Source organism: Acinetobacter sp. CIP 102637 (assembly GCF_000368425.1).
GTDB lineage: Bacteria > Pseudomonadota > Gammaproteobacteria > Pseudomonadales > Moraxellaceae > Acinetobacter > Acinetobacter parvus.
Genome location: NZ_KB849435.1, coordinates 232,599 through 254,773, shown reverse-complemented (window position 1 = coordinate 254,773; position 22,175 = coordinate 232,599). Strand labels below are relative to the sequence as shown.

The window sequence follows — 22,175 nt, the reverse complement described above, 5'->3', positions numbered from 1 at the left end:
TTTATTATTTGACTTAATCATAAAATTTATAAAAATACCACATAACTGTCTGTTGTTTAAGATTGATACACATATTACCCAACCCCATGTTTCCATCCTTATAAACAGCCGCATCCAAAATAAAAAACGGAAGTCCTTTTGGAACTTCCGTTTTTTGGTCAGAGCAAGCGATTAGCCCGCTTGATCTAACAGCATGTTACGAATGTGACCAATTGCCTTGGTTGGGTTTAAACCTTTCGGGCAAACCGATACACAGTTCATGATCCCTTTACAGCGGAACAAAGAGAACGGGTCATCTAAACGAGCCAAACGTTCCTGAGTTGCGGTATCACGAGAGTCAATGATAAAGCGGTATGCATTTAACAATGCAGATGGCCCAAGAAACTTGTCAGGGTTCCACCAGAATGATGGGCATGACGTTGAACAACATGCGCAAAGGATACATTCATATAGACCATCAAGATGCTCACGCTCTGCCTGAGACTGTAAACGCTCTTTTGGTGGCGCTGGCTGATTGTTAATCAAGAATGGTTGAATCTTGTTATACTGGTCATAAAACTGGTTCATGTCTACAACCAAGTCTTTTACCACTGGCAAGCCTGGTAAAGGACGGATCACAATCTTCTCTGGCAAGTCGTTCAGGTTCCACAAACAAGCCAAGCCATTTTTACCATTGATGTTGACACCATCAGAACCACAGATGCCCTCACGGCATGAACGGCGGAACGTTAATGTCTCATCCTGTACTTTCAACGCAAGCAACGCATCAAGTAACATACGGTGCTTGTCGGTTAACTCAAGTTTAAAAGTTTGCATGTACGGCGCTTTATCCTTATCAGGATCGTAGCGGTAGATTTCGAATGTACGAGTGCCTCTACTCATCTTTGTTCTCCCGATTAGAATGTACGTGGCTTAGGTTCGATTGCTTCAACCGTTAATGGGCTGAAACGAACTGGCTTATATTCAAGACGGTTGTCTGATGAATACCATAAAGTATGCTTCATCCACTCATCATCACGGCGGCCGTATGAGTATGTTGGGTGATCAGGTGCCAACTCATAGTCAACAACTGTATGTGCACCACGACATTCTTTACGTGCAGCAGCAGAGATCAGGGTCGCTTTTGCAACTTCATACAGGTTTTCAACTTCCAATGCCTCAACACGTGCTGTGTTAAAGACTTTAGATTTGTCTTTCAAATGAATGTTTCGAACACGTGGCTCAATCGCGAGGATTTCTTTTACGCCTTTGTCAAGCAATGCCTGAGTACGGAATACACCTGCGTGATCCTGTACGATGTCACGGATTGCATCGGCCACTTCCTGAGCGTTCTCACCAGAAGTTGAGTCATCCAGCTTACGGATACGAGCCAGAGTGTTTTCCAGCACATTATTTGGCAACGGTGCATAGTCATCACCGTGATGCTTGGTGACGTAGTCAATGATGTGTTCACCAGCAGCTTTACCGAATACCACAAGGTCAAGCAGGGAGTTGGTCCCTAAACGGTTTGCACCATGTACAGATACACAAGAACACTCACCGATTGCATAGAAACCTTTTACTGGCTTCACATAGTCACGGGTACCTTTATAGGTATATTCTTTAGTGTCCTTATCATAGTGAGCAGAGAATTCAGCCTCTTCCACACCATGCGGCACAACGACCTGACCATGAATATTGGTTGGAATACCACCCATTTGATAATGAATTGTTGGTACAACTGGAATTGGCTCTTTGGTACAGTCAACGTTTGCGAACTTCTTACCAATCTCAAATACAGATGGTAGACGCTTCATAATTGTTTCCGCACCCAAGTGGGTCATATCCAACAGGATATAATCCGCTTTAGGACCACAGCCACGACCTTCCTTAATTTCCTGATCCATAGAGCGTGATACGAAGTCACGTGGTGCCAAGTCTTTTAAAGTCGGTGCATAACGCTCCATGAACGGTTCGCCGTCTTTATTACGAAGGATACCGCCTTCACCACGACAACCCTCAGTCAACAATACGCCTGCGCCCGCAACACCCGTTGGGTGGAATTGCCAGAATTCCATATCCTGCAATGGAATACCCGCACGGGCAGCCATACCAAGTCCGTCACCTGTGTTGATATAGGCGTTTGTTGATGCACGGTAAACACGACCCGCACCACCCGTAGCAAACAAGGTTGCCTTTGCCTGGAATACCGCAATATTACCAGTTTCCTGATCATATGCGGTTACACCAAGAACATCACCCTGTTCATTACGGATTAAGTCAAGTGCAATCCATTCAACGAAGAACTGAGTACCCATTTTCACGTTGCTTTGATACAAAGTGTGAAGTAATGCATGACCTGTACGGTCAGCGGCAGCACAGGCACGTGGAACGGCTTTTTCACCGTAGTTAGCAGAGTGACCACCGAATGGACGCTGATAGATCGTGCCATCTTCATTACGGTCAAACGGCATGCCCAGATGTTCAAGCTCATAAACAACTTTTGGCGCTTCACGGGTCATAAACTCGATTGCGTCCTGATCACCCAACCAGTCAGAACCTTTTACCGTATCGTAAAAGTGGTAATGCCAGTTGTCTTCCTGCATGTTGCCCAGTGACGCACCAATACCACCCTGAGCAGCAACTGTATGCGAACGTGTTGGGAACACTTTGGTGAGTACTGCAACCTGTAAACCTGCCTGAGCAAGCTGATAGGCTGCACGCATACCAGAACCACCACCACCAACGATTACAGCGTCAAATGATAATGTCTGGATATTTGAATAATTTTCTTTAGGGGTTGCCATGATCTGTTCCTATCAATTTGCCCAGAAAATCTGGATACCCCAGATTGCGTACACGAACACTGAAATAATGACGGCAGAAGTCAATACAAGGCGCAAACCTGAAGCTGATGGCCCCATCTGACGAGTCGTTACATAATCAGTAAAGACTTGCCACATACCAATCCAAGCATGTGCAACCAGCGATAATACGGCCAGCAAAGAAAAAATCTTCATTGGCAGAGTCAACATAAAGCCAGCCCACTGTTCATAGCCAAATCCGCTGTTGCAGAGAATCCAGCCAAACAGAACAACAGTATAGGCAGCCAATACAACCGCACTCACACGCTGGATATACCAATCGCGAGAACCTGAACCTGTTAAACCTGTAGCACTTTTCATCAGAACATAATCCATACAAAGGCTGCGATAATACTAACCGCAGACAAGATCAATGCGATTGTAGCTGCGATGCGACCGCTCTGTAATTCTTCAGCAAAACCGAGGTCGGCAAGCAAGTGCTTGATTCCTGCGATAAAGTGGAAAATTAATCCAGCTACAAATACCCATACGATGAAACGTACAATGATATTTCCGAAAACGACATTTTTAACGTAGTCAAATCCTTCTGGTGAAGATAAAGATTTATCCAAAATCCATAAAAGAACTGCGACCAATAAGAAAACGATCACACCTGATAAACGGTGCAGAATTGATGCAATAGCCACGGGTGATTTTAAGTTTACAGCTAAAACTTGACCCATGGACAAATTGACAGGTCTGTTGCTTTTCACAGCGGGCATCCTGTAAGTAGAAACTCCAACTGGAGTTTGTTTGAATTAATTCAAAGGAAAGCTGGCATTGTTAGGCAAGCACAGCTCATGCCTAACCTATAACGACACCGAATTATAAAACGTGAAATATCAAAATACAAACAATCAGCTTTCGCTTTAGTCGAAAAAAATAATAAATAAGAATCATTCACACAAACAATATTTCCCAGATAAATTAAATTTCTGGCGAAATTATTCTATCCATTTGTTTTATAAAAACAAAAATATAAAACTTTTTTTTATGAATAGTTTCAAGCTGGAAAAAATCACCATTATTTATTTCAAAAAAAATATGTTTTTCTCAGTAAAACCCCATTAAATGAGTCGGTTTTAAGCATAGTCATAAATAATACCCCTCATTTATATCTTAAATACAATTAACCACTAATCTATTATTCAGGCCTAATCCATATAAATACATCGATTTATTTTTAATCAATCAATCGCACCATAATGAACCAATTATCCCGTTATATGTCAGCCTTTAAACTGTTTTTTGAACTATTATTTAACGCGAGACCATGAGATATATAGGTTTTTGCTGAGCTAAGCCCTTAATTTTACAGGCATCAAAATATCACCAGAGTAAAAATTTACTTACAATTGTACTGGTGCTTCATTTTTTTTATGCACCTGAAACATGATTTGACATATTATACTCGACCGATGCTGTGAATTTACTCAATTTTTTCTTTGATACTGAATGACTAAGTTGACTGTAGAAATGTCATTTTTTATCCCTAAGTATAATTGACAAAATTTTAGTAGCCACTAATCTTATAGCAAATTTTGACACCGTCTGATTCGCACATGACAAGATTAGGATTTCGAGTCAGATAATCATTCACCAGGACAGGAGATCTATTGAATGTCTGCAGCAACTGGCAAAAAAGCCGTATTACAGCTTGATGGCAAAGAAATTGAATTACCAATTTACAGCGGCACATTGGGCCCAGATGTAATTGACGTTAAAGATGTATTGGCATCTGGTCATTTTACTTTCGATCCTGGTTTTATGGCGACAGCTGCTTGCGAATCTAAGATCACATTCATTGATGGTGACAAAGGTGTGTTATTGCACCGTGGTTATCCAATTGATCAATTAGCGACTCAAGCAGACTACCTCGAAACTTGCTATTTACTATTAAATGGCGAGCTTCCAAATGCTGAACAGAAAGCAGAATTTGATGCTAAAGTTCGCAACCACACTATGGTTCATGACCAAGTAAGCCGTTTCTTCAATGGTTTCCGTCGTGATGCTCACCCAATGGCAATCATGGTTGGTGTAGTAGGTGCATTATCTGCATTTTATCACAATGGTTTGGATATCGAAGATATCAACCACCGTGAAATTACTGCAATTCGTCTTATCGCGAAAATTCCTACGCTTGCGGCGTGGAGCTACAAATACACGATTGGACAGCCATTCATTTACCCACGTAACGACCTAAACTATGCAGAAAACTTCCTGCATATGATGTTTGCTACGCCTGCGGATCGTGACTATAAGGTTAATCCGATTTTGTCTAAAGCAATGGACCGTATCTTTACGCTTCATGCTGACCACGAACAAAATGCGTCTACATCTACTGTTCGTCTTGCTGGTTCTACGGGTGCAAACCCATATGCATGTATCTCTTCAGGTATTTCTGCCCTTTGGGGACCATCACACGGCGGTGCAAACGAAGCTGTACTGAAAATGCTGGCTGAAATCGGTAGCGTTGAAAACGTTGCTGAATTTATGGAAAAAGTAAAACGCAAAGAAGCGAAGCTTATGGGCTTCGGTCACCGTGTTTACAAAAACTTTGACCCACGCGCCAAAGTAATGAAAGAAACCTGTGACGAAGTGCTGGGTGCATTGGGTATCAATGATCCACAACTTGCGCTTGCAATGGAGCTTGAGCGTATTGCGCTTAGCGACCCATACTTCATTGAACGTAAACTTTATCCAAACGTAGACTTCTACTCAGGGATCATCTTAAAAGCGATTGGTATCCCTGTTGATATGTTTACGGTTATTTTTGCATTAGGCCGCACTGTAGGCTGGATCAGCCACTGGTTAGAAATGCACGCTTCTCCATATAAAATTGGCCGTCCACGCCAGCTTTATACAGGTGAAAAACAACGTGACATCAAACGTTAATTTTTAAAGCATGAGTGTGAAGAAGCTGCCAAATGGCAGCTTTTTTTATTGCTTTCTAAAGCTCATCCTCTTCTAGGGCACGCAACAGGTTTGTACTGATCCCATCGGCACGCAGCCAGGCCAGTTCATAGCTTGCCTTGGCTAAAGCCAAAACACGTCGTTCAAACTCATCCCAAATTGGTTTAACCTGTGAATCTGTAATACCAAGCCCACTATCATGTGCCAAATGCTTATTCTTCTCGCAAATTTTCAATGCATGATACAGCTTACGCCCAGCACTTGCGCTTTCCAGAATACGAATGTGCTTGCCGTGGATAAAGCCCTCGACATGCTGGAGACTGGCATTGGGCAGCAATGGCACCAGAATCTGGTCGAGTTGTGCATCCAGACGCTTCCAGACCACCAACCGTTGTTCAGGCGTATAGGTGTTCCACTGAATCACCTCATGATTAAAACGGCGGCATCCACGACACACCAGATCACCAAATACCGTTGAACAACGCCCTGCGCATGGGGTCAATGATGGAATTCGACAATCATTACTCAAAACTTATTCCTCTAAAACCATATTAATTTTATGGTTTTCTCGCTTATTTTCAAATTTCACGCTAAAATATGCGCCTTGTTTTTCCTATCTTAATACATTTGGAGTTATCCATGAACGCTACTGTAGAACAGCTTGCACCTGTAGAACAGCAAGCGACCAATAATTGGGTTGTTGCGGCACTATATCAATTTAAAGAAGTTGCGGATGCGGCCGATCTGCAAAAACGTCTTCTGGACTTAGTGAATGGCATCAATTTATGTGGAACTCTGATTGTCGCTTCTGAAGGAATTAATGGTACCGTTGCTGGCGACCGTGCAGCAATTGACACGGTTCATCAATTCCTATTGAACGAAGGCTTTGCCGCAATGGAATATAAAGAGTCTGTCAGCTCTGAAAAACCATTCCGCAAGATGAAGATTAAACTGAAGAATGAAATTGTTACCCTGGGTGTTGAGGTTAAGCCACGTGACCTGGTTGGCCATTATCTTGACCCAAAGGAATGGAATGATCTGATTAGTCGTGATGATGTGATTCTGGTAGATACCCGCAACGACTACGAATATAAGGCAGGTACATTCAAGGGCGCAATTGATCCTAAAACAGAAACATTCCGTGAATTTCCTGAATATGTAAAACAAAACCTTGAGCAGCACAAAGACAAGAAAATCGCCATGTTCTGTACAGGCGGTATTCGCTGTGAAAAATCCACTTCCCTGCTGTTGCAGGAAGGCTTTAGTGAGGTTTACCACTTAAAAGGCGGTATCCTTAAATATCTGGAAGAAACACCTGCCGAGGAAAGCCTTTGGGAAGGTGAATGTTTTGTATTTGATGGCCGTACTGCCGTGACACATGGGGTTGAAGAAGGTGAGAACATCAAGTGTCACGCATGCGGCTGGCCTTTAACCAAAGAAGAAGCCGAATTACCAAGCTATGAACACGGCGTTTCCTGTGTTTTCTGTATTGATAAAACTACAGAAAAGCAGAAAGAGGGTTTCCGTATGCGTCAGTCACAAATTGCAGCGGCAAAACGCAAACGTCTATAAAAATTAAAAAAAACTGAAAGCCATAGTTCTACTATGGCTTTTTTATGATAACAATAAAAATGATGTAACGATTAGACCATTGAGCTTCATGATTAACCATCCTATGCTAAAAACAATAATCAAATGAACTATATAAGGGTATTATGGGACTTGAAGAATGGGTCTTGTCAGTCATGGAGAAGCTTGGATATTTAGGCATCGCTTTTTTGATGTTCCTAGATAACATTTTTCCTCCTATTCCTTCTGAAATTATTATGCCCTCTGCGGGTTATACCGCCTCCAAGGGGGATTTGAGCTTAATTGGCGTTATCATTGCTGGAAGCGCAGGTTCACTGATCGCGGCGATGATCCTTTATTGGATTGGCCGTAAAATTCCTGAACAGCGTTTATTCAGTTTTATAGAGCATTACGGCAAATTCCTTAGAATCAAGGTTACCGACCTTGAAAAGGCCTTGGGCTGGTTCAACCAGCATGGACATAAAATCGTTTTCTTCGGCCGCATGATTCCAGCGGTACGCTCGCTGATTAGTATCCCCGCTGGAATGAGCAAGATGCCTTTTGGCAAGTTTATGGCTTACAGCGCATTCGGAACCATCATCTGGACAACATTCCTGGCATTTTTAGGCTATCACCTCAGTGAAGATCAGGCCCTAATGTCTTTAATTATGCAACGGGCTAGCTATATTATTTTGGCAATTGTCATACTTTACATCATTTGGAAAATGGCTAAAAAATTTGGGCAGAAAACATAAAAAAGACAAAGACTTCTCCTTTATTATTCATCTAAGTTAAGGAAAAACCATGCAGCATGAGTTTTGGCATCAAAAATGGCAAAAAAATGAGATTGACTTTCATCTCAACCAGCCTCACCCACTACTGGTTAAATATACGGGTTCCTTAAATCTCTCTCCAAATAGCCGTATTTTTATCCCACTCTGCGGTAAAAGTTTAGACATACATTGGCTTTTAGGTCAGGGCTATCATGTAGTGGCAATTGACCTGAGTCCAATTGCCATTCAGGACTTAATCTCAACACTTAGACTTTCCTTTACCGAAACTCGGACTGGAAATCTTAGTCATTTTCACCATCCACAAATTGACCTATTTGTCGGTGATTTTTTTGAATTGACGGTTGAACAGACAGGAAAGATTGATGCGATTTATGATCGGGCAGCCTTGGTCGCCCTGCCAGAAGAAATGCGAAGCCAATATGTCCAGCATCTCATTCAGATTGGTGGTGAAGCATCGCAATTACTGATTAGCTTTGAGTATGATCAATCCATGATGGCTGGTCCGCCTTTTTCCATTTCCACCCAACAGCTTCAAGACTACTATTCCAGTGAATACAACATACAGCCACTCGATAGCCAAACTGAACTGCTCAAAGGAAAAGTGAATGCCCAGGAAAAAAATTTGGCTGCTAAAGAAATAACCCTATCCCAAAATAAAAAACGTCCATAAGGACGTTTAAATACTTAACCTGGCGTATATATGAGCCGCTATCATTGCGGCCTCAAACCTATCCTCAAGCTGGTGTATGGTACATGAGATAAATCTCATTAAGATTATCTGGAATTTCCTCAGCCAGTTCATCCATCAACTGACCATTGCGACGGAAAGACTCCATTTGGGGATCTTCCTCATCAATGCCACTAAACACCATAATCGGCAAAGTCAAATCAACCAGTTGTTCTTCATATTCTGGCGTAAACCAGGCATCTTCGTTCAGGAACATGGCATCAACGAAACCGACGCTCCAGTCACCTAAACTTGAATCCACATCAGCCTCTTCAATTTCAAATGGAAACTCAATTCCATTTTCATTGGCCAAATCCTGACGGATGGATTCCAGCCAGGCTTTAATCTGTTCGATGATCTCACTCGGAACTTTCTTTTGATTGCTCTCGAACAGCTCATCCAGCCAACGATCAAACTTTGGGCCAACGGCAATAGCGCACAAAAAGCCATGAGTCGCCGCAAAATCTAAACCATATTCGTTTTGGTCACCGTCAAGATAATTACTTAACAAGTCTAAATCCAGGGTACTCATTTTTTATCCAGCTCTAAAGTTACATTTTCGACAGCATAACATTTTCAGACACAAAGTCTCAGCAATTTTGCCTAGTCTTCGTCATCGAGGTCATCATCGTCGAAATCGTAGTCAAAATCTTTTAATTCTCGTTCCAAACGACGCTGAGCCAACAGATCATCAATCAAACGGCGTTTTTCCAATGATTCCTTGGCACTGACTTTTCCTGATGATTCATCAAAACCAACATCATCATCGCCGTAGTTATCATCATCTAATTCAAAATCTGTAGAAGACACTAAGTACCTCTTATACGAAAAATATAAATGGGTCTAGCCGCTATTTATCTGTCTCAAACCACCTTGTCAAGTTTTATTTTATTTTTTTACTATAAATCGGTGATTTGTACTTTTTTTCGGCGGTTTTTTTGTGTAAGTATAATCCCAGGACAATACCAATCAAAAAAGTTCCGCAAAAAGGATGGGCTGCTTGAAAAATTATGACACACCCCCATATTCAAGAAACAGACGTGAAATCAATACCATTTTTTATTTAAAGCAAACGGATCAAATCCAGAACATTCCCTGTGAACTATGCTATTATGCACGGTTTTTCACCGCCACAGATTCAACAAAAGAGTAAGCAAAGATGAGCGATATGAATTCCCCTACTTCGCAAGTAGCGGCTCTGATTAGCCGAGGCAAAGAACAAGGTTACTTAACTTACGCTGAGGTTAACGATCATCTACCAGACTCAATTACGGAAAGTGAGCAGATTGAAGACATCATCCAGATGCTTCAGGACGTTGGTATTCCTGTGCATGAACGTGCGCCTGAAACCGATGACACCATGTTTGGTGAATCTACCGAAGCTGCCGATGAGGTTGCCGAGGAAGAAGCTGCTGCCGTACTGGCATCGGTTGAAAGTGAACCAGGCCGTACCACAGACCCTGTACGCATGTACATGCGTGAAATGGGCACGGTTGAACTTCTTACGCGTGAGGGCGAGATCAGTATTGCAAAACGCATCGAGGAAGGTATCCGTGACGTTTTACACTCAATCGCTTACTGGCCAAATGCCGTGGAAGTCGTTTTAAAAGAATATAATGATTTTTTAATTGGCGAGCGCCGCCTTGCCGATATTCTCTCAGGCTATTTAGATCCTGAAACCGATGAGGATATTCCTGAAGTTCTTGAAGAAGAAACGGAGCTTGAGGAAGATAAAAACGCGACTTCTACCACCAAGGAAGTCAAGCTTGATGATGATGATGAAGAGGAAGAGTCTGAGGGCGATGATGATTCTGAAGGTGATTCAGGTCCAGACCCTGAGGTTGCAAAAATTCGTTTCTCTGAATTAGAAAATGCCTGGAAACAAACCAAATCCATCATTGAAAAACATGGTCGCAATAGTGATGAGGCAAAAGCTGCACTAGAGTCTTTGGCTGCCGTGTTCATGATGTTCAAATTTACACCTCGCCTGTTTGACATCATTTCAGAAATGATTCGCGGTACCCATGAGCAAATCCGTGCCAATGAACGTGAAATCATGCGTTATGCGGTGCGTCGTGGCCGTATGGATCGCAATCAGTTCCGTATGACCTTCCCAGAACAGGAATCAAACCCAGCCTGGCTGGATGAGCAGATTGCCAAGGCACCTGCTGAAATCAAGGGCCATCTGGAAAAAGTACGCCCAGACGTTTTGGCATTCCAGCAAAAGATTGCCGACATTGAAAAAGAACTGGATTTAAACGTTAAGGATATCAAGGATATTTCCAAGCGTATGGCGGTTGGTGAAGCGAAAGCCCGCCGTGCCAAAAAAGAGATGGTTGAGGCCAACCTACGTTTGGTGATCTCGATTGCGAAGAAATATACCAACCGTGGCTTGCAGTTCCTTGACCTGATTCAGGAAGGCAACATCGGTTTGATGAAAGCGGTGGACAAGTTTGAATACCGTCGTGGTTACAAGTTCTCGACCTATGCAACTTGGTGGATCCGTCAGGCGATTACCCGTTCGATTGCGGATCAGGCGCGTACCATTCGTATTCCAGTGCACATGATTGAAACCATTAACAAGATCAATCGTGTTTCCCGCCAGTTGCTTCAGGAAATGGGCCGTGAGCCAACCCCTGAAGAGCTGGGCGAACGTCTGGAAATGGATGAGGTTAAAGTCCGTAAGGTGCTGAAAATCGCTAAAGAACCGATTTCGATGGAAACACCGATTGGTGATGATGAAGATTCGCATCTTGGTGACTTTATTGAGGACTCAAACATCACTTCTCCAGTGGATGCCGCGACCTCAGAAGGCTTAAAGGAAGCGACCCGTGAAGTGCTTGAGAACCTGACTGAACGTGAAGCGAAAGTGTTGAAAATGCGTTTTGGTATTGATATGCCAACCGACCATACCTTAGAGGAAGTGGGCAAGCAGTTTGACGTGACGCGTGAGCGTATTCGTCAGATTGAGGCGAAAGCTCTGCGTAAACTACGTCATCCATCTCGTTCAGAGCACCTACGTTCATTCCTTGAAAATGACTGATGCTTAGGGACATCCTGTATCAAGAGCGCAACAATGCTTTGGTGCAGGGCTTGAAGTTAAACACTTCGCCTCCATTTACCTAGTTAGAACATAAGCGCCTGCACTGATGCAGGCGTTTCAAATTAAGAGGTTACTCATGGTAGACCGCACTCCATCTCGCGAATTGCAAGAACATCTTTGGGTTTTCCCGATGGACTATCCAATCAAGTTGATCGGTAATGCTGGGGATGAACTTCGAGTGGCTGTTGTAGATATTTTACAAAAGCACTTTCCTGAATTCGATGGTGGTACAGTAAAAGTACAACCTTCACGTACAGGAAAATACCATTCCTTAACTGCGCAGCTGCGCTTTGAAGAGCTGGAACAGGTTCATGCCTTGTATGCTGATCTTGCCGCCTGTCCTTTAATCAAAACAGCACTGTAAATAGAAATCCAAAATACGAAAGTGTTTTGGATTTTTTTAATAACAATACTTGTTATATAAAATTTTCATGTTCAGGTATTTATCCTAGCTAAAGCATTACATAATTAAGCATCTGATAAAATTGAAAGAATCAAAGGAAACATGCGGTAATGAACTTTGATAAACCCTCCCTCATCATTCGTTGTTTCAAAGACCTACAAGACTACACTACCTTTTTTGAAGCCATGAAAGACTTTACAGTGAATCGGGACGAAAGCACACCTGACGAGGTCTGGTTATTACAGCATCAGGATGTCCTTACTCAGGGGCAGGCAGGCAAGGCGGAACATATTCTCAGGCAAACCAATCTCCCTGTTGTTCAGACCGACCGTGGGGGGCAAGTGACATGGCATGGACAGGGACAACTGGTCGCCTACTTCCTGCTTGATTTAAACCGCCTGAAATGGCATGTACGCACTCTGGTCAGCTTTGCTGAAAAGGCCATGGTTGACCTGCTTCAACAATACAATATTCAGGCCTATGCAAAACCTGATGCACCTGGAGTATACGTTGAAGGGCGCAAGATTGGCTCTCTCGGTTTTAAAATTCGCCGTGGTCGTAGCTATCATGGTTTGGCATTGAACATTGACTGTGACCTGACTGGTTTTCAAACCATTAATCCTTGTGGATACGCAGGTTTAGAAATGGTACGCTTGCAGGACCTGCTCGAAGATTATCCAAGCTTCGAGCAGCTCTGTCATGATTTTGTTTGTTATTTAAAAAATACCAATTTCTTTCATGACCCTGAAGTCAAATCTGAATAAACTACTTTTCAATTTTAAAGAAATAAATTAGAGTAATTACTCTAAATTTGCTTTTGCATAATTTTAACAAGGGATACGCAAGTGATTTCAACCAAAGCAGTGAAGCCCACTTTGCAATTTGCCTACGTAAAACTCATGATGGATGTTGTTGGTCGTGGTTTAGTAATGGCAAGCCAAGTGGACGATGAAGTACAACAGGAAGTTTCCAAGTTTCCTGTTGGCTTTATACTTTCAATGAATGTTTTTCCAAATGGACCTGCATTTGTTGCCCGAGTAACAGAAGAAAAACAGTTGGAGCTTCTCTCCAACTATAAAGGCAAACCTGATTTAACCATCACGTTCAAGCATCTTACCCATGCATTTCTGGTTTTCTCGTTTCAGGAGAGTACTGCCCAAGCATTTGCCAATGACCGCATGATTGCCGATGGTGATGTATCCAGTGCAATCCGTCTTGTGCGTTGCCTGAACAAGATGGAAGCGTTGATCCTGCCTAAGCTGATTGCCAACCTTGCAGTCAAGCGTTATCCAGCTGAATTAACATTAAAAGAAAAATTCACTGGCGCAAAAAATATCTATCTCAAAGTCGCAAAATCATATTTTAAACGGAGCGCATAACATGGCTAAGCCTTATTACGAATTTTTCTGTCCTGTAAAGGTAATTGCAGGTAACGCTGCGTTAGAGCATATTCCGTTTGAGCTTGCAACTCTGGGCGCAAAACGCCCAATGATCATTACCGATAAAGGTGTACGCGCCAACGGTTTACTTGGCCCAATCGAAGCGGCATTCAGCACCACTGATGCCGTGATTGGTGCAATCTTTGATGACGTTCCACCAGATTCAAGCCTGGAAGTGGTACGCCAGGCAGCGGAACTTTACCGTAAGCAAAACTGTGATGCGATTATTGCGATTGGCGGCGGTTCAGTGATTGACACCTCCAAGGCAACCAACATCCTTGTGTCTGAAGGTGGCAATGACTTGCTTCAATACTCTGGTGCGCATAATCTTCCAAAACCATTAAAGCCATTTTTCGTAATTCCAACCACGTCTGGTACAGGCTCAGAAGCAACGATGGTTGCGGTGGTATCTGATACTCAACGTAATGTAAAACTCGCATTTGCATCATATTATCTTATGCCCCATGCTGCGATTCTTGATCCACGCATGACCCAGACTTTGCCACCACACTTAACCGCAATGACTGGAATGGATGCACTCACGCACTGTGTTGAGGCATACACCTGTTTAGCAGCGAATCCATTAAGTGATGCATATGCAAGTGCTGGTATCAAGAAGATCAGTGAAAACCTGTTCAAGGTGCTGGACAACCCAAGTGATGCCCAAGGCCGTTTAGAGTTGGCACAGGCTTCGACCATGGCAGGTATTGCATTCTCCAATTCAATGGTTGGTCTGGTTCACTCACTTGGCCATGCCTTAGGTGCAGTGGCTCACCTGCCGCACGGTTTATGTATGAACCTATTCCTGCCATATGTGCTTGAATATAATAAAGAGATCAATGGCGACAAGATTGGTGAATTATTACTGCCACTTGCAGGTGCAGACATTTATGCACAAACACCTGCCAGCCAGCGTGCAGATAAAGCAATTGCAACTATTTTAACCATGCGTGACCGCCTATTCAGCCTCACCAAGCTACCACGTACCCTGCGTGAAACAGGTAAGGTAACTGAAGCACAGCTGGATGAAGTGGCTGAGAAAGCGTTAAATGATGGTTCTATCATTTACAATCCTAAAGAGGCCAATTTGCAGGAACTACGTGCAATTCTACAAAAAGCCTGGTAATTCATTTATTTAGATAAATAATTATCATTAATAGGCCCTGATCTAAACCAATGATCGGGGCTTTTTTCATTTCAATGAATTTTTATTCATCTGTTTCTCTGCACAACTGGCAAAAAAATTGCTAAAAAAAGCGTAAAAGTACTGACAATGTTTATCAATTTACGATAGATTGGCGAACTTCTTTTTTCTATAGGGGGGATCGTTTTCGTCTCAAACGATCCTTAAACCATAGCTGATCCTTGATCAACGATTATGAGGATAACGCCGTTGACAAATATCTCTGGGACTCCATCGGTAGCTAAGCTGCAAAAAACGCTAGGTCTCTGGCACATTATCATTATTGGCTTAGCCTACATTCAGCCCATGACTTTGTTTGACACTTTCGGACTGGTATCGAAAGAAAGTCATCATCATGTTCCGACCTCCTATATTGTTGCCCTAATTGCAATTTTATTCACGTCGATCAGTTATGGTCACATGATTCGTCGTTACCCATCATCAGGTTCGGCTTATACCTATGCACAAAAATCCATCCATCCCAACGTGGGCTTTATGGTGGGCTGGTCATCATGGCTGGACTATCTGCTGTCACCAATGGTCAATATCATTCTGGCAGGCATCTATCTTGACGCATTATTCCCGACTGTAAACCACTGGGTCTGGGTGATTGTTCTGACCGCCTTTATGACTGGCATCAACTTACGTGGCGCACGTTTTGTGGCGAACTTTAACAGCCTGATTGTCCTCGTCCAGCTTATCGTGATTGCTGTATTCACCTATCTGGTCTATAGCAAACTACAGATGGGATATAACGCCGAAGGTCCAATTACTGCAGAAACACGTTACCAACTCTGGAGCCTGGAGCCATTCTGGAACGACCTGACTTCTGTAGGCGCATTGATTACAGGTGCAACCCTGCTGTGCTTCTCGTTTACGGGTTTTGACTCGCTCAGCTCACTGGCGGAAGAAACCAAGGATACTGAAAAGACGCTGCCTAAAGCGATTTTCCTGACTGCATTATTTGCAGGTATTGTGTTTATTATCAGTACCTACTTTATGCAAATCTACTTCCCGAATGATCCTAAAACTTATTTTGAGGACGTCGCCGCAACCCAGCCTGACATCCTGTTACTGGTGGGTGGTTCATTATTCCAGTCCTATGTGCTTGCCTTTGCGATTGTGACGGTCATGGCATCAGGGATTTCTGCCCATGCAGGTGTATCACGCTTAATGTATGTGATGGGTCGTGATGGGGTCATCAACAAGAAAATCTTTGGCCATATCAGCCCGAAAACCTTTACGCCATCTTATAACATTCTGATTGTTGGATTGGTGGCATTAAGTGCAGGTTTTATGAGTCTGGATGTAGTGATTTCCATGATCAGTTTTGGTGCCCTGATTGCGTTTACTTTCGTGAACCTGTCCGTGATTTCACGTTATGCCTTACGTGATGGTCGAACCAAGAACTTCAAGGACATTGTGAGCTTTGTGATTATTCCTCTCTTGGGCTTTCTCAGCGTTTTTGCCATGTGGCTTGAAATTGAAGACACGGCATTGAAATATGGCTTATGGTGGGCAATGTTCGGTATTTTATACCTTGGTTATAAAACCAAAGGCTTTAAATACAATGCCCCTCAGCATAATGAGTTTGATGATCGTTAAACTGCTCGGAATAAAAAGGCGCTCAATGCGCCTTTTCTATTAATTTTAAAAAAGTTTGAAACAATTTCAATGTCATATATGATGAGGTTTGCTTTAAATCTTTAAACATTTAGCCTTTGTTTCGATAAGCCTTTACGATGACAGAAAATTTTTAATAATCAAGTCAGTGCCTTAAACCCCTGCTGCCGCCAGGCTTCATAGACAATCACCGCAGTTGCGTTGGAAAGGTTCAGGCTTCTTGAATTTTCAGCCATGGGCAAACGAATCCAGTTTTCCTGCGGGAACATCAGGCGTACCTGTTCAGGCAAGCCACGAGTTTCAGGCCCCATAAGTAATGCAACAGAACGGTTTAAATCGACCGTATGCGGTGTGGCAGAACCTTTGGTGGTCAATGGAAAAATATCATTGATGCCAATACCCTTTGCCTTTAAATCCGCGAGGCAAAGTTCGATACTGTCCCAAATCTGCATTCTTGCCCATTCGTGATAATCCAAACCTGCTCGCTTCAGTTTCTTATCATCAAGCTCAAAGCCCAAAGGCTTGATCAAATGCAGTTGCGCACCTGTATTGGCACATAAACGGATAATATTGCCAGTATTGGCAGGAATTTCAGGCTCGTATAGCACAACATGAATCACAAATATTCTCTACATTGCATGTAAGTCCCCCCTGTGAGGGGGGATTTAGGGGGGTATAAATTGAAACATTAATTATGAGATTCTTACAACCATTGTAACTGTTCACGCAGACTCACCACTTCACCAATAATGGTTAAGGTCGGTGCTACGATATGATGTTCAGACACTTTGGCTGCAATATCCGCCAATGTACCCACCAGTACTTTCTGCTCAGGCGTTGTACCTTTGGAAATCAAGGCAACAGGCATGGTTGGTCGTTGACCATGTGCAATCAGTTGCTCACAAATACGCTCCAAGCCCACCAAGCCCATGTACAGCACCAAGGTCTGATTTTCATACACCAGTTCATTCCAGGGTAATTCTGGTGAACCCTCTTTTAAGTGCCCAGTTAGGAAACGTACGCTTTGTGCATAATCACGATGGGTCAGCGGAATCCCTGCATATGCGGAACAACCTGATGCGGCGGTAATTCCAGGCACAACCTGAAAAGTGACACTGGCTTCAACCAGCTCCTGAATTTCTTCACCACCACGTCCAAAGATAAAGGGATCACCACCTTTCAGGCGGCAAACACGTTTACCTTTTTGTGCATACTCCACCAATAAGGCATTAATACCCTCTTGTGGAACGGAATGATTGGAACGGGCCTTACCGACATAAATCTTTTCCGCATCACGGCGGCAGAGTTCCAGAATCGGCGCAGACACCAAGCGGTCATAAATCACCACATCAGCTTGTTGCATCAAGCGTAAGGCTTTTAAGGTCAAAAGCTCAGGATCACCTGGACCAGCCCCCACCAGATACACCTCACCTTTCGGTGCTATCCATTCAGTCAACGCCTGCTGGATCAAATCATTCGCCACATCCAGATTATCATTGAACACCTGCTCCTTTAACGGACTGGCATACAGATTCTCCCAAAAGATACGGCGTTCATCGGGATTGGAAATCTTTTCCTTGACCTGTTTACGCCAAAGACCTGAAAACTCAGCCAGTTTCCCCATACCATGCGGCACAATCGTTTCAATCTGGGTACGAAGTTGTCTGGATAAAACAGGCGATGCTCCATTGGATGCAACGGAAATCACCAAAGGTGAACGGTCAATAATCGCGGGAACCATGAAACGGCAATTCGGAATATCATCCACACTATTCACTAAAATATTACGTGCTTCGCATTGCTCGAAAACGCTTTTATTCACAGCGGTATTGTCGGTTGCAGCAATCACCAAACGATAACCTGTAGCAAGAATATTTTCAGAAAAAGCGGCCTGAATATATTGCCCCATCGATTTGTAAACAAGCTGGCGTAACTCAGGCTCAATCTCAGGCGCAATCACATCGACAATCGCACCTGCCTTCACCAATAAACTTGCTTTACGGTAGGCAATATGCCCACCGCCAACAATCAGACAACGTTGCTGCTGCAACTTTAAAGAGATTGGGAAAATTTCCACGATACGCCTCTATATTTTTTAGATCTGATTGGGCTAAAGCAAAAACTATGCACAAAATGGATGCACAGTTTAATCAATATAGCTTGCACCGCCCATATATGGACGTAAAACTTCAGGAATTTCAATCGAACCATCGGCACGTTGATAATTTTCCATCACGGCAAGCAAGGTACGACCTACTGCAAGACCTGAACCATTCAAGGTATGCACCAATTCGATCTTCTTCTGATCGACACGGTAGCGTGCTTTCATACGGCGTGCCTGAAAATCGCCCATGTTTGAGCAACTTGAGATTTCACGATAGGTATTTTGACTTGGCACCCAGACTTCCAGGTCATAGGTCTTGGTTGAACCGAAGCCCATGTCACCACCACAGAGCAAAATCTTGCGGTAAGGTAAACCCAATGCCTGCAAAATACCCTCTGCATGTGCAGTCAGTTCTTCAAGCGCCTGCATTGAGTGCTCTGGTTTTACGATTTGCACCATTTCAACCTTGTCAAACTGATGCTGACGAATCAGGCCACGAGTATCACGCCCGTAAGAACCTGCTTCACTACGGAAACATGGTGTATGTGCTGCGTATTTGAGTGGCAAACGATCCGCATCTATGATTTCGTCACGCACAAAGTTGGTGACAGGCACTTCTGCGGTCGGGATCAGGTAATATTCTTTTTCACCCTGTAACTTGAATAAGTCTTCTTCAAATTTAGGTAGCTGACCTGTACCACGTAAGCTATCTGCATTGACCAGATAAGGTACATACGCTTCGGTATAACCATTTTTGAGCGTATGCGTATCTAACATAAACTGCGTCAAAGCACGTTGTAGACGTGCCAAAGGACCTTTGAGTACGCTAAAACGTGAACCTGTTAATTTGGTTGCGGTCTCAAACTCAAGACCACCCATCCATTCGCCCAGATCGGTATGGTCCTTGATCTCAAAATCAAACTGGCGTGGTGTGCCCCACTTTAAGATTTCTAAATTATCACTCTCATCTTTCCCTTCAGGCACAGACTCATCTGGCAAGTTTGGAATCGCCAGTGACTTCTGCTCAAGCTCAGTTTGCAGCTCAGCCAAAGCCACTTCAGCAGCCTTGATTTCATCACCAATGGCAGCCATACGTGCCATGATCTCAGATGCATCACCACCCGATTTCTTGATTTGACCGACCTGTTTAGCACCCGCATTACGCTCTGCCTGCAAGTTTTCAGCTTTGGACTGCAATTCCTTACGGCGCGCTTCCAAATCCGCCCATTCCTGAACATCAAGCTGAATACCACGTTTTGCCAAAGCGGCATTGACCGCTTCAATATTATTTCTGAGTAATTTTGGGTCGATCATAATCAATCATGAATAGAGAAAAAACTGGCTATAGTGTAAGGCTTTAACCTAAAAAAATACAGTAATAGACAACAAAGACTCAGCATCCACACACGATATGTCGATGCTGAATACTGGCTAAACGGGCTCTTTCGGCAGACTTGGCAGATATTGCGGCTTAATAAACTGTTTGGCTGCATAATATTGCAGGGTCAACTCGCTCATCCCTTCGGCGTACGAAGCCAATTCATACAGCGGATAGACGAATACTATCCCATTGACACCATAATAATAGTTGTCACTCACCTGCAACTGCTCTTTCTTGATGTTGTGGTCTTCCAGCCAATTCTGATTCGAGGCATATAACTCATCGCGTAGTTTTTGGTTCATGTCAGGTTTAACCAATTCACTTACAGTAATGTGTTTTTTATTGGACAGGTCAAAATTGACAAATTCCTGATGCGACATGCCATGTGCCGCACCCGCAGGGTAACTATAGGTCTGAATAGCAAAAGTCGCTAAATTATAGTTTTGCCCTAAAAAACGTACATAAGTGCTACTTTCACTAAGCGAGGGTTCATCCGCTGGCACCTTGACTTTTTGGTCTGCAATGTTGGCAAAGGCATTCGGCTCGGCCTTTTTCATACGATTGATAAAATATTCATCAATCCATTTTTGCTTGGTCTCGACCGTTTGCAAGTCATAACTGGTACATCCATCTTCCAGGCACAACTTTTGTTTAGGAAGCTTAACCGCCACAACTTTGGCCTGAATCAATGGAATATCGACTTTTTCAGCATTAGCTGCCGATTGTTCCTTTTTAGGTTGGCAGCCAGCCAGTGCAATCACCGTAAGTATTGGAATGAGTGGAATCAATTTTGATGGTTTTACTATTTTCATCGCCTTGCAAGCCTCCAGAATTTTTCTTCACTATACAAAGCCTTGTACCTAGATGAAATTAAGAAATGTATCTATATCACGCCCAGCAAAAAGCCGCAACAGATGCGGCTTTTGTAGGGTCAAATCCATTACTGGTCAATAATATCTGTACCTTTTGGCGGTTCAAAGTTAAACACCGATGCTGGAATTGCTGGATTCACTTTGATGTTGCTAAAACGCACATACGTGGTTTGGCCTAAAGAATCCTGCAAAATCATCAAGGTGGGTGCCTTATTTGCGCCAAAGCTAATGGTCAGGCTTTGAAACGCACCATCATCCTGTTTTGGGTAAAGGGTATAGTACAGCTTGCTACGGTCAGGCTGGGTCACACGATAAGCATCCATAATTTGACTGGTATTGCCTGACAATAATAGTGCAGGCGTATTGGCCACCTGATCATCCAGACTCTGGCGTACTGCCTGCTGTAAATCTGGATCATAAATCCACACCACCTTACCCGTGGTTACAATGGTTTGCTTGGCTGGACTGGTGGTTTCCCAATAGAATTTTCCAGGACGCTCAACCTTCATCACACCCTTAAAGGTCTGGTTCATGTGCTGGGCTGTTAAGCCTTTTTTCTGTACAGTTTTATTATTGGTGGTCTTGGTGCTTTGTTCAAAATCTGCGGTCAGTCGTTGCAGGCCAGCCAACTGCTTTACCAGACTGCTGGTTGCCTGCTGAGCCGATGCAGCCACAGGTGCGGCAAACACCTGACTTGCCACAACAGGGGCAAGCGTGATGGCACTTAATGTTGCGGCATAAGCTATTTTTTTTACGAAATTCATAAAATGAACCTTCTATCAGATTTTTACTGTTATGACGACATCTTACTGTTTTTGATCACGAAAAAAATGAAGAAATCCACAGGTTTTGTGTATTTCGTGTCGCAAAGTCCTGCATTATGTATGAAGTTTCTGCCTTTATGTAGAGATTGTAAATATAAAAAAACCCGCCAAAAGCGGGTCTTTCTGAACCATTAAAGCTTAAGCTTCAACAGTTACATAGCGACGGCCAAACTGACCTTTCACTTCAAATTTCACTACGCCGTCAGCAGTAGCAAATAAAGTATGGTCACGGCCCATACCAACATTTGCACCAGCGTGGAACTCAGTACCACGTTGACGAACGATGATGTTACCAGCAGTTACAGTTTGACCACCGTAAACTTTAACACCCAACATCTTAGGATTCGAATCACGACCGTTCTTCGTCGATCCACCGGCTTTTTTAGTTGCCATGTCT

23 protein-coding genes are annotated in these 22,175 nt (G+C 43.3%); 10 read left to right on the top strand and 13 right to left on the bottom strand.

Annotated features, from left to right (window positions below; translation table 11 throughout):
* Nucleotides 1-171: 171 nt before the first annotated feature.
* From F967_RS04370 to sdhC, 4 genes are read right to left on the bottom strand one after another with little or no spacing between them, the layout of a single operon-like run.
* Nucleotides 172-882, bottom strand: coding sequence for a succinate dehydrogenase iron-sulfur subunit (locus F967_RS04370; RefSeq protein WP_004755939.1), 711 nt, complete (start codon nt 880-882; stop codon nt 172-174).
* Between the two features lie 14 nt (nt 883-896).
* Nucleotides 897-2,786 carry a succinate dehydrogenase flavoprotein subunit gene (gene sdhA / locus F967_RS04365; protein WP_004760949.1) on the bottom strand — a complete coding sequence of 630 codons (1,890 nt, stop codon included), beginning with the start codon at nt 2,784-2,786 and terminating at the stop codon, nt 897-899.
* Between the two features lie 12 nt (nt 2,787-2,798).
* A complete protein-coding gene (sdhD, locus tag F967_RS04360) occupies nt 2,799-3,164 on the bottom strand; it encodes a succinate dehydrogenase, hydrophobic membrane anchor protein (RefSeq protein ID WP_004652198.1) in 366 nt (121 codons plus the stop codon).
* The gene (gene sdhC, locus F967_RS04355; protein ID WP_051060428.1) at nt 3,164-3,565 is read right to left on the bottom strand and encodes a succinate dehydrogenase, cytochrome b556 subunit; all 402 of its coding nucleotides are present in this window, start codon (nt 3,563-3,565) and stop codon (nt 3,164-3,166) included. The genes sdhD and sdhC overlap by 1 nt, the downstream gene beginning before the upstream one ends.
* A gap of 898 nt (nt 3,566-4,463) precedes the next feature.
* Between sdhC and gltA the strand changes: the two genes are divergently transcribed.
* The gene (gene gltA, locus F967_RS04350) at nt 4,464-5,738 is read left to right on the top strand and encodes a citrate synthase (protein ID WP_004674939.1); all 1,275 of its coding nucleotides are present in this window, start codon (nt 4,464-4,466) and stop codon (nt 5,736-5,738) included.
* 55 nt (nt 5,739-5,793) lie between these two features.
* On the opposite strand, the gene F967_RS04345 is transcribed toward gltA, so the two are convergent.
* On the bottom strand, nt 5,794-6,285 hold the full coding sequence (locus F967_RS04345) for a DUF1289 domain-containing protein (RefSeq protein ID WP_004798429.1): 492 nt from the start codon (nt 6,283-6,285) through the stop codon (nt 5,794-5,796).
* A gap of 110 nt (nt 6,286-6,395) precedes the next feature.
* Between F967_RS04345 and F967_RS04340 the strand changes: the two genes are divergently transcribed.
* The 3 genes from F967_RS04340 (at nt 6,396) to tmpT (ending at nt 8,789) form a co-directional block, all read left to right on the top strand.
* Nucleotides 6,396-7,328 (top strand): oxygen-dependent tRNA uridine(34) hydroxylase TrhO, encoded by a 933-nt coding sequence (locus F967_RS04340; RefSeq protein ID WP_004798427.1) that lies wholly within the window; start codon nt 6,396-6,398, stop codon nt 7,326-7,328.
* Between the two features lie 143 nt (nt 7,329-7,471).
* A complete protein-coding gene (locus F967_RS04335) occupies nt 7,472-8,080 on the top strand; it encodes a DedA family protein (RefSeq protein ID WP_004798426.1) in 609 nt (202 codons plus the stop codon).
* A gap of 49 nt (nt 8,081-8,129) precedes the next feature.
* Nucleotides 8,130-8,789 (top strand): thiopurine S-methyltransferase, encoded by a 660-nt coding sequence (gene tmpT, locus F967_RS04330; protein WP_004798424.1) that lies wholly within the window; start codon nt 8,130-8,132, stop codon nt 8,787-8,789.
* A 64-nt stretch (nt 8,790-8,853) separates the two neighbouring features.
* Here the strand turns inward: tmpT and F967_RS04325 are convergent, their stop codons facing one another.
* Nucleotides 8,854-9,378, bottom strand: coding sequence for a YecA/YgfB family protein (locus F967_RS04325; RefSeq protein WP_004674944.1), 525 nt, complete (start codon nt 9,376-9,378; stop codon nt 8,854-8,856).
* A gap of 71 nt (nt 9,379-9,449) precedes the next feature.
* Nucleotides 9,450-9,656 carry a PA3496 family putative envelope integrity protein gene (locus tag F967_RS04320; RefSeq protein ID WP_004674946.1) on the bottom strand — a complete coding sequence of 69 codons (207 nt, stop codon included), beginning with the start codon at nt 9,654-9,656 and terminating at the stop codon, nt 9,450-9,452.
* Nucleotides 9,657-10,005: 349 nt separating this feature from the next.
* On the opposite strand from F967_RS04320, the gene rpoD reads away from it, so the two are divergent.
* From rpoD to F967_RS04290, 6 genes are all read left to right on the top strand, one after another.
* On the top strand, nt 10,006-11,889 hold the full coding sequence (gene rpoD / locus F967_RS04315) for an RNA polymerase sigma factor RpoD (RefSeq protein WP_004798422.1): 1,884 nt from the start codon (nt 10,006-10,008) through the stop codon (nt 11,887-11,889).
* A gap of 136 nt (nt 11,890-12,025) precedes the next feature.
* Complete coding sequence (locus F967_RS04310) at nt 12,026-12,313, top strand: YbeD family protein (protein ID WP_004798420.1); 288 nt, start codon at nt 12,026-12,028, stop codon at nt 12,311-12,313.
* Between the two features lie 149 nt (nt 12,314-12,462).
* The gene (gene lipB, locus F967_RS04305; RefSeq protein WP_004798416.1) at nt 12,463-13,116 is read left to right on the top strand and encodes a lipoyl(octanoyl) transferase LipB; all 654 of its coding nucleotides are present in this window, start codon (nt 12,463-12,465) and stop codon (nt 13,114-13,116) included.
* Between the two features lie 81 nt (nt 13,117-13,197).
* Nucleotides 13,198-13,731: a hypothetical protein gene (locus F967_RS04300; protein ID WP_004777944.1), complete on the top strand. Its 534-nt coding sequence runs from the start codon at nt 13,198-13,200 to the stop codon at nt 13,729-13,731.
* Between the two features lies 1 nt (nt 13,732).
* Nucleotides 13,733-14,917: an iron-containing alcohol dehydrogenase gene (locus F967_RS04295; RefSeq protein ID WP_004681523.1), complete on the top strand. Its 1,185-nt coding sequence runs from the start codon at nt 13,733-13,735 to the stop codon at nt 14,915-14,917.
* A 252-nt stretch (nt 14,918-15,169) separates the two neighbouring features.
* Nucleotides 15,170-16,579 (top strand): APC family permease, encoded by a 1,410-nt coding sequence (locus F967_RS04290; protein WP_004798414.1) that lies wholly within the window; start codon nt 15,170-15,172, stop codon nt 16,577-16,579.
* A gap of 158 nt (nt 16,580-16,737) precedes the next feature.
* Here F967_RS04290 and F967_RS04285 read toward each other — a convergent pair whose 3' ends face one another.
* The 6 genes from F967_RS04285 to rpmA all read right to left on the bottom strand — a co-directional run bounded on the left by F967_RS04285 (nt 16,738) and on the right by rpmA (nt 22,171).
* Entirely contained in the window at nt 16,738-17,217 is a 480-nt protein-coding gene (locus tag F967_RS04285; protein ID WP_004798412.1) for a tRNA (cytidine(34)-2'-O)-methyltransferase, read from the bottom strand.
* 83 nt (nt 17,218-17,300) lie between these two features.
* Nucleotides 17,301-18,674 carry a siroheme synthase CysG gene (gene cysG / locus F967_RS04280; RefSeq protein WP_004760939.1) on the bottom strand — a complete coding sequence of 458 codons (1,374 nt, stop codon included), beginning with the start codon at nt 18,672-18,674 and terminating at the stop codon, nt 17,301-17,303.
* A 69-nt stretch (nt 18,675-18,743) separates the two neighbouring features.
* Entirely contained in the window at nt 18,744-20,015 is a 1,272-nt protein-coding gene (serS, locus tag F967_RS04275; protein WP_004798411.1) for a serine--tRNA ligase, read from the bottom strand.
* Nucleotides 20,016-20,132: 117 nt separating this feature from the next.
* Nucleotides 20,133-20,894 carry an RsiV family protein gene (locus F967_RS04270; RefSeq protein ID WP_004798409.1) on the bottom strand — a complete coding sequence of 254 codons (762 nt, stop codon included), beginning with the start codon at nt 20,892-20,894 and terminating at the stop codon, nt 20,133-20,135.
* A gap of 128 nt (nt 20,895-21,022) precedes the next feature.
* Entirely contained in the window at nt 21,023-21,718 is a 696-nt protein-coding gene (gene lolA / locus F967_RS04265; RefSeq protein WP_004798407.1) for an outer membrane lipoprotein periplasmic chaperone LolA, read from the bottom strand.
* A 198-nt stretch (nt 21,719-21,916) separates the two neighbouring features.
* On the bottom strand, nt 21,917-22,171 hold the full coding sequence (gene rpmA / locus F967_RS04260; protein ID WP_004640422.1) for a 50S ribosomal protein L27: 255 nt from the start codon (nt 22,169-22,171) through the stop codon (nt 21,917-21,919).
* Between the last annotated feature and the right edge of the window lie 4 nt (nt 22,172-22,175).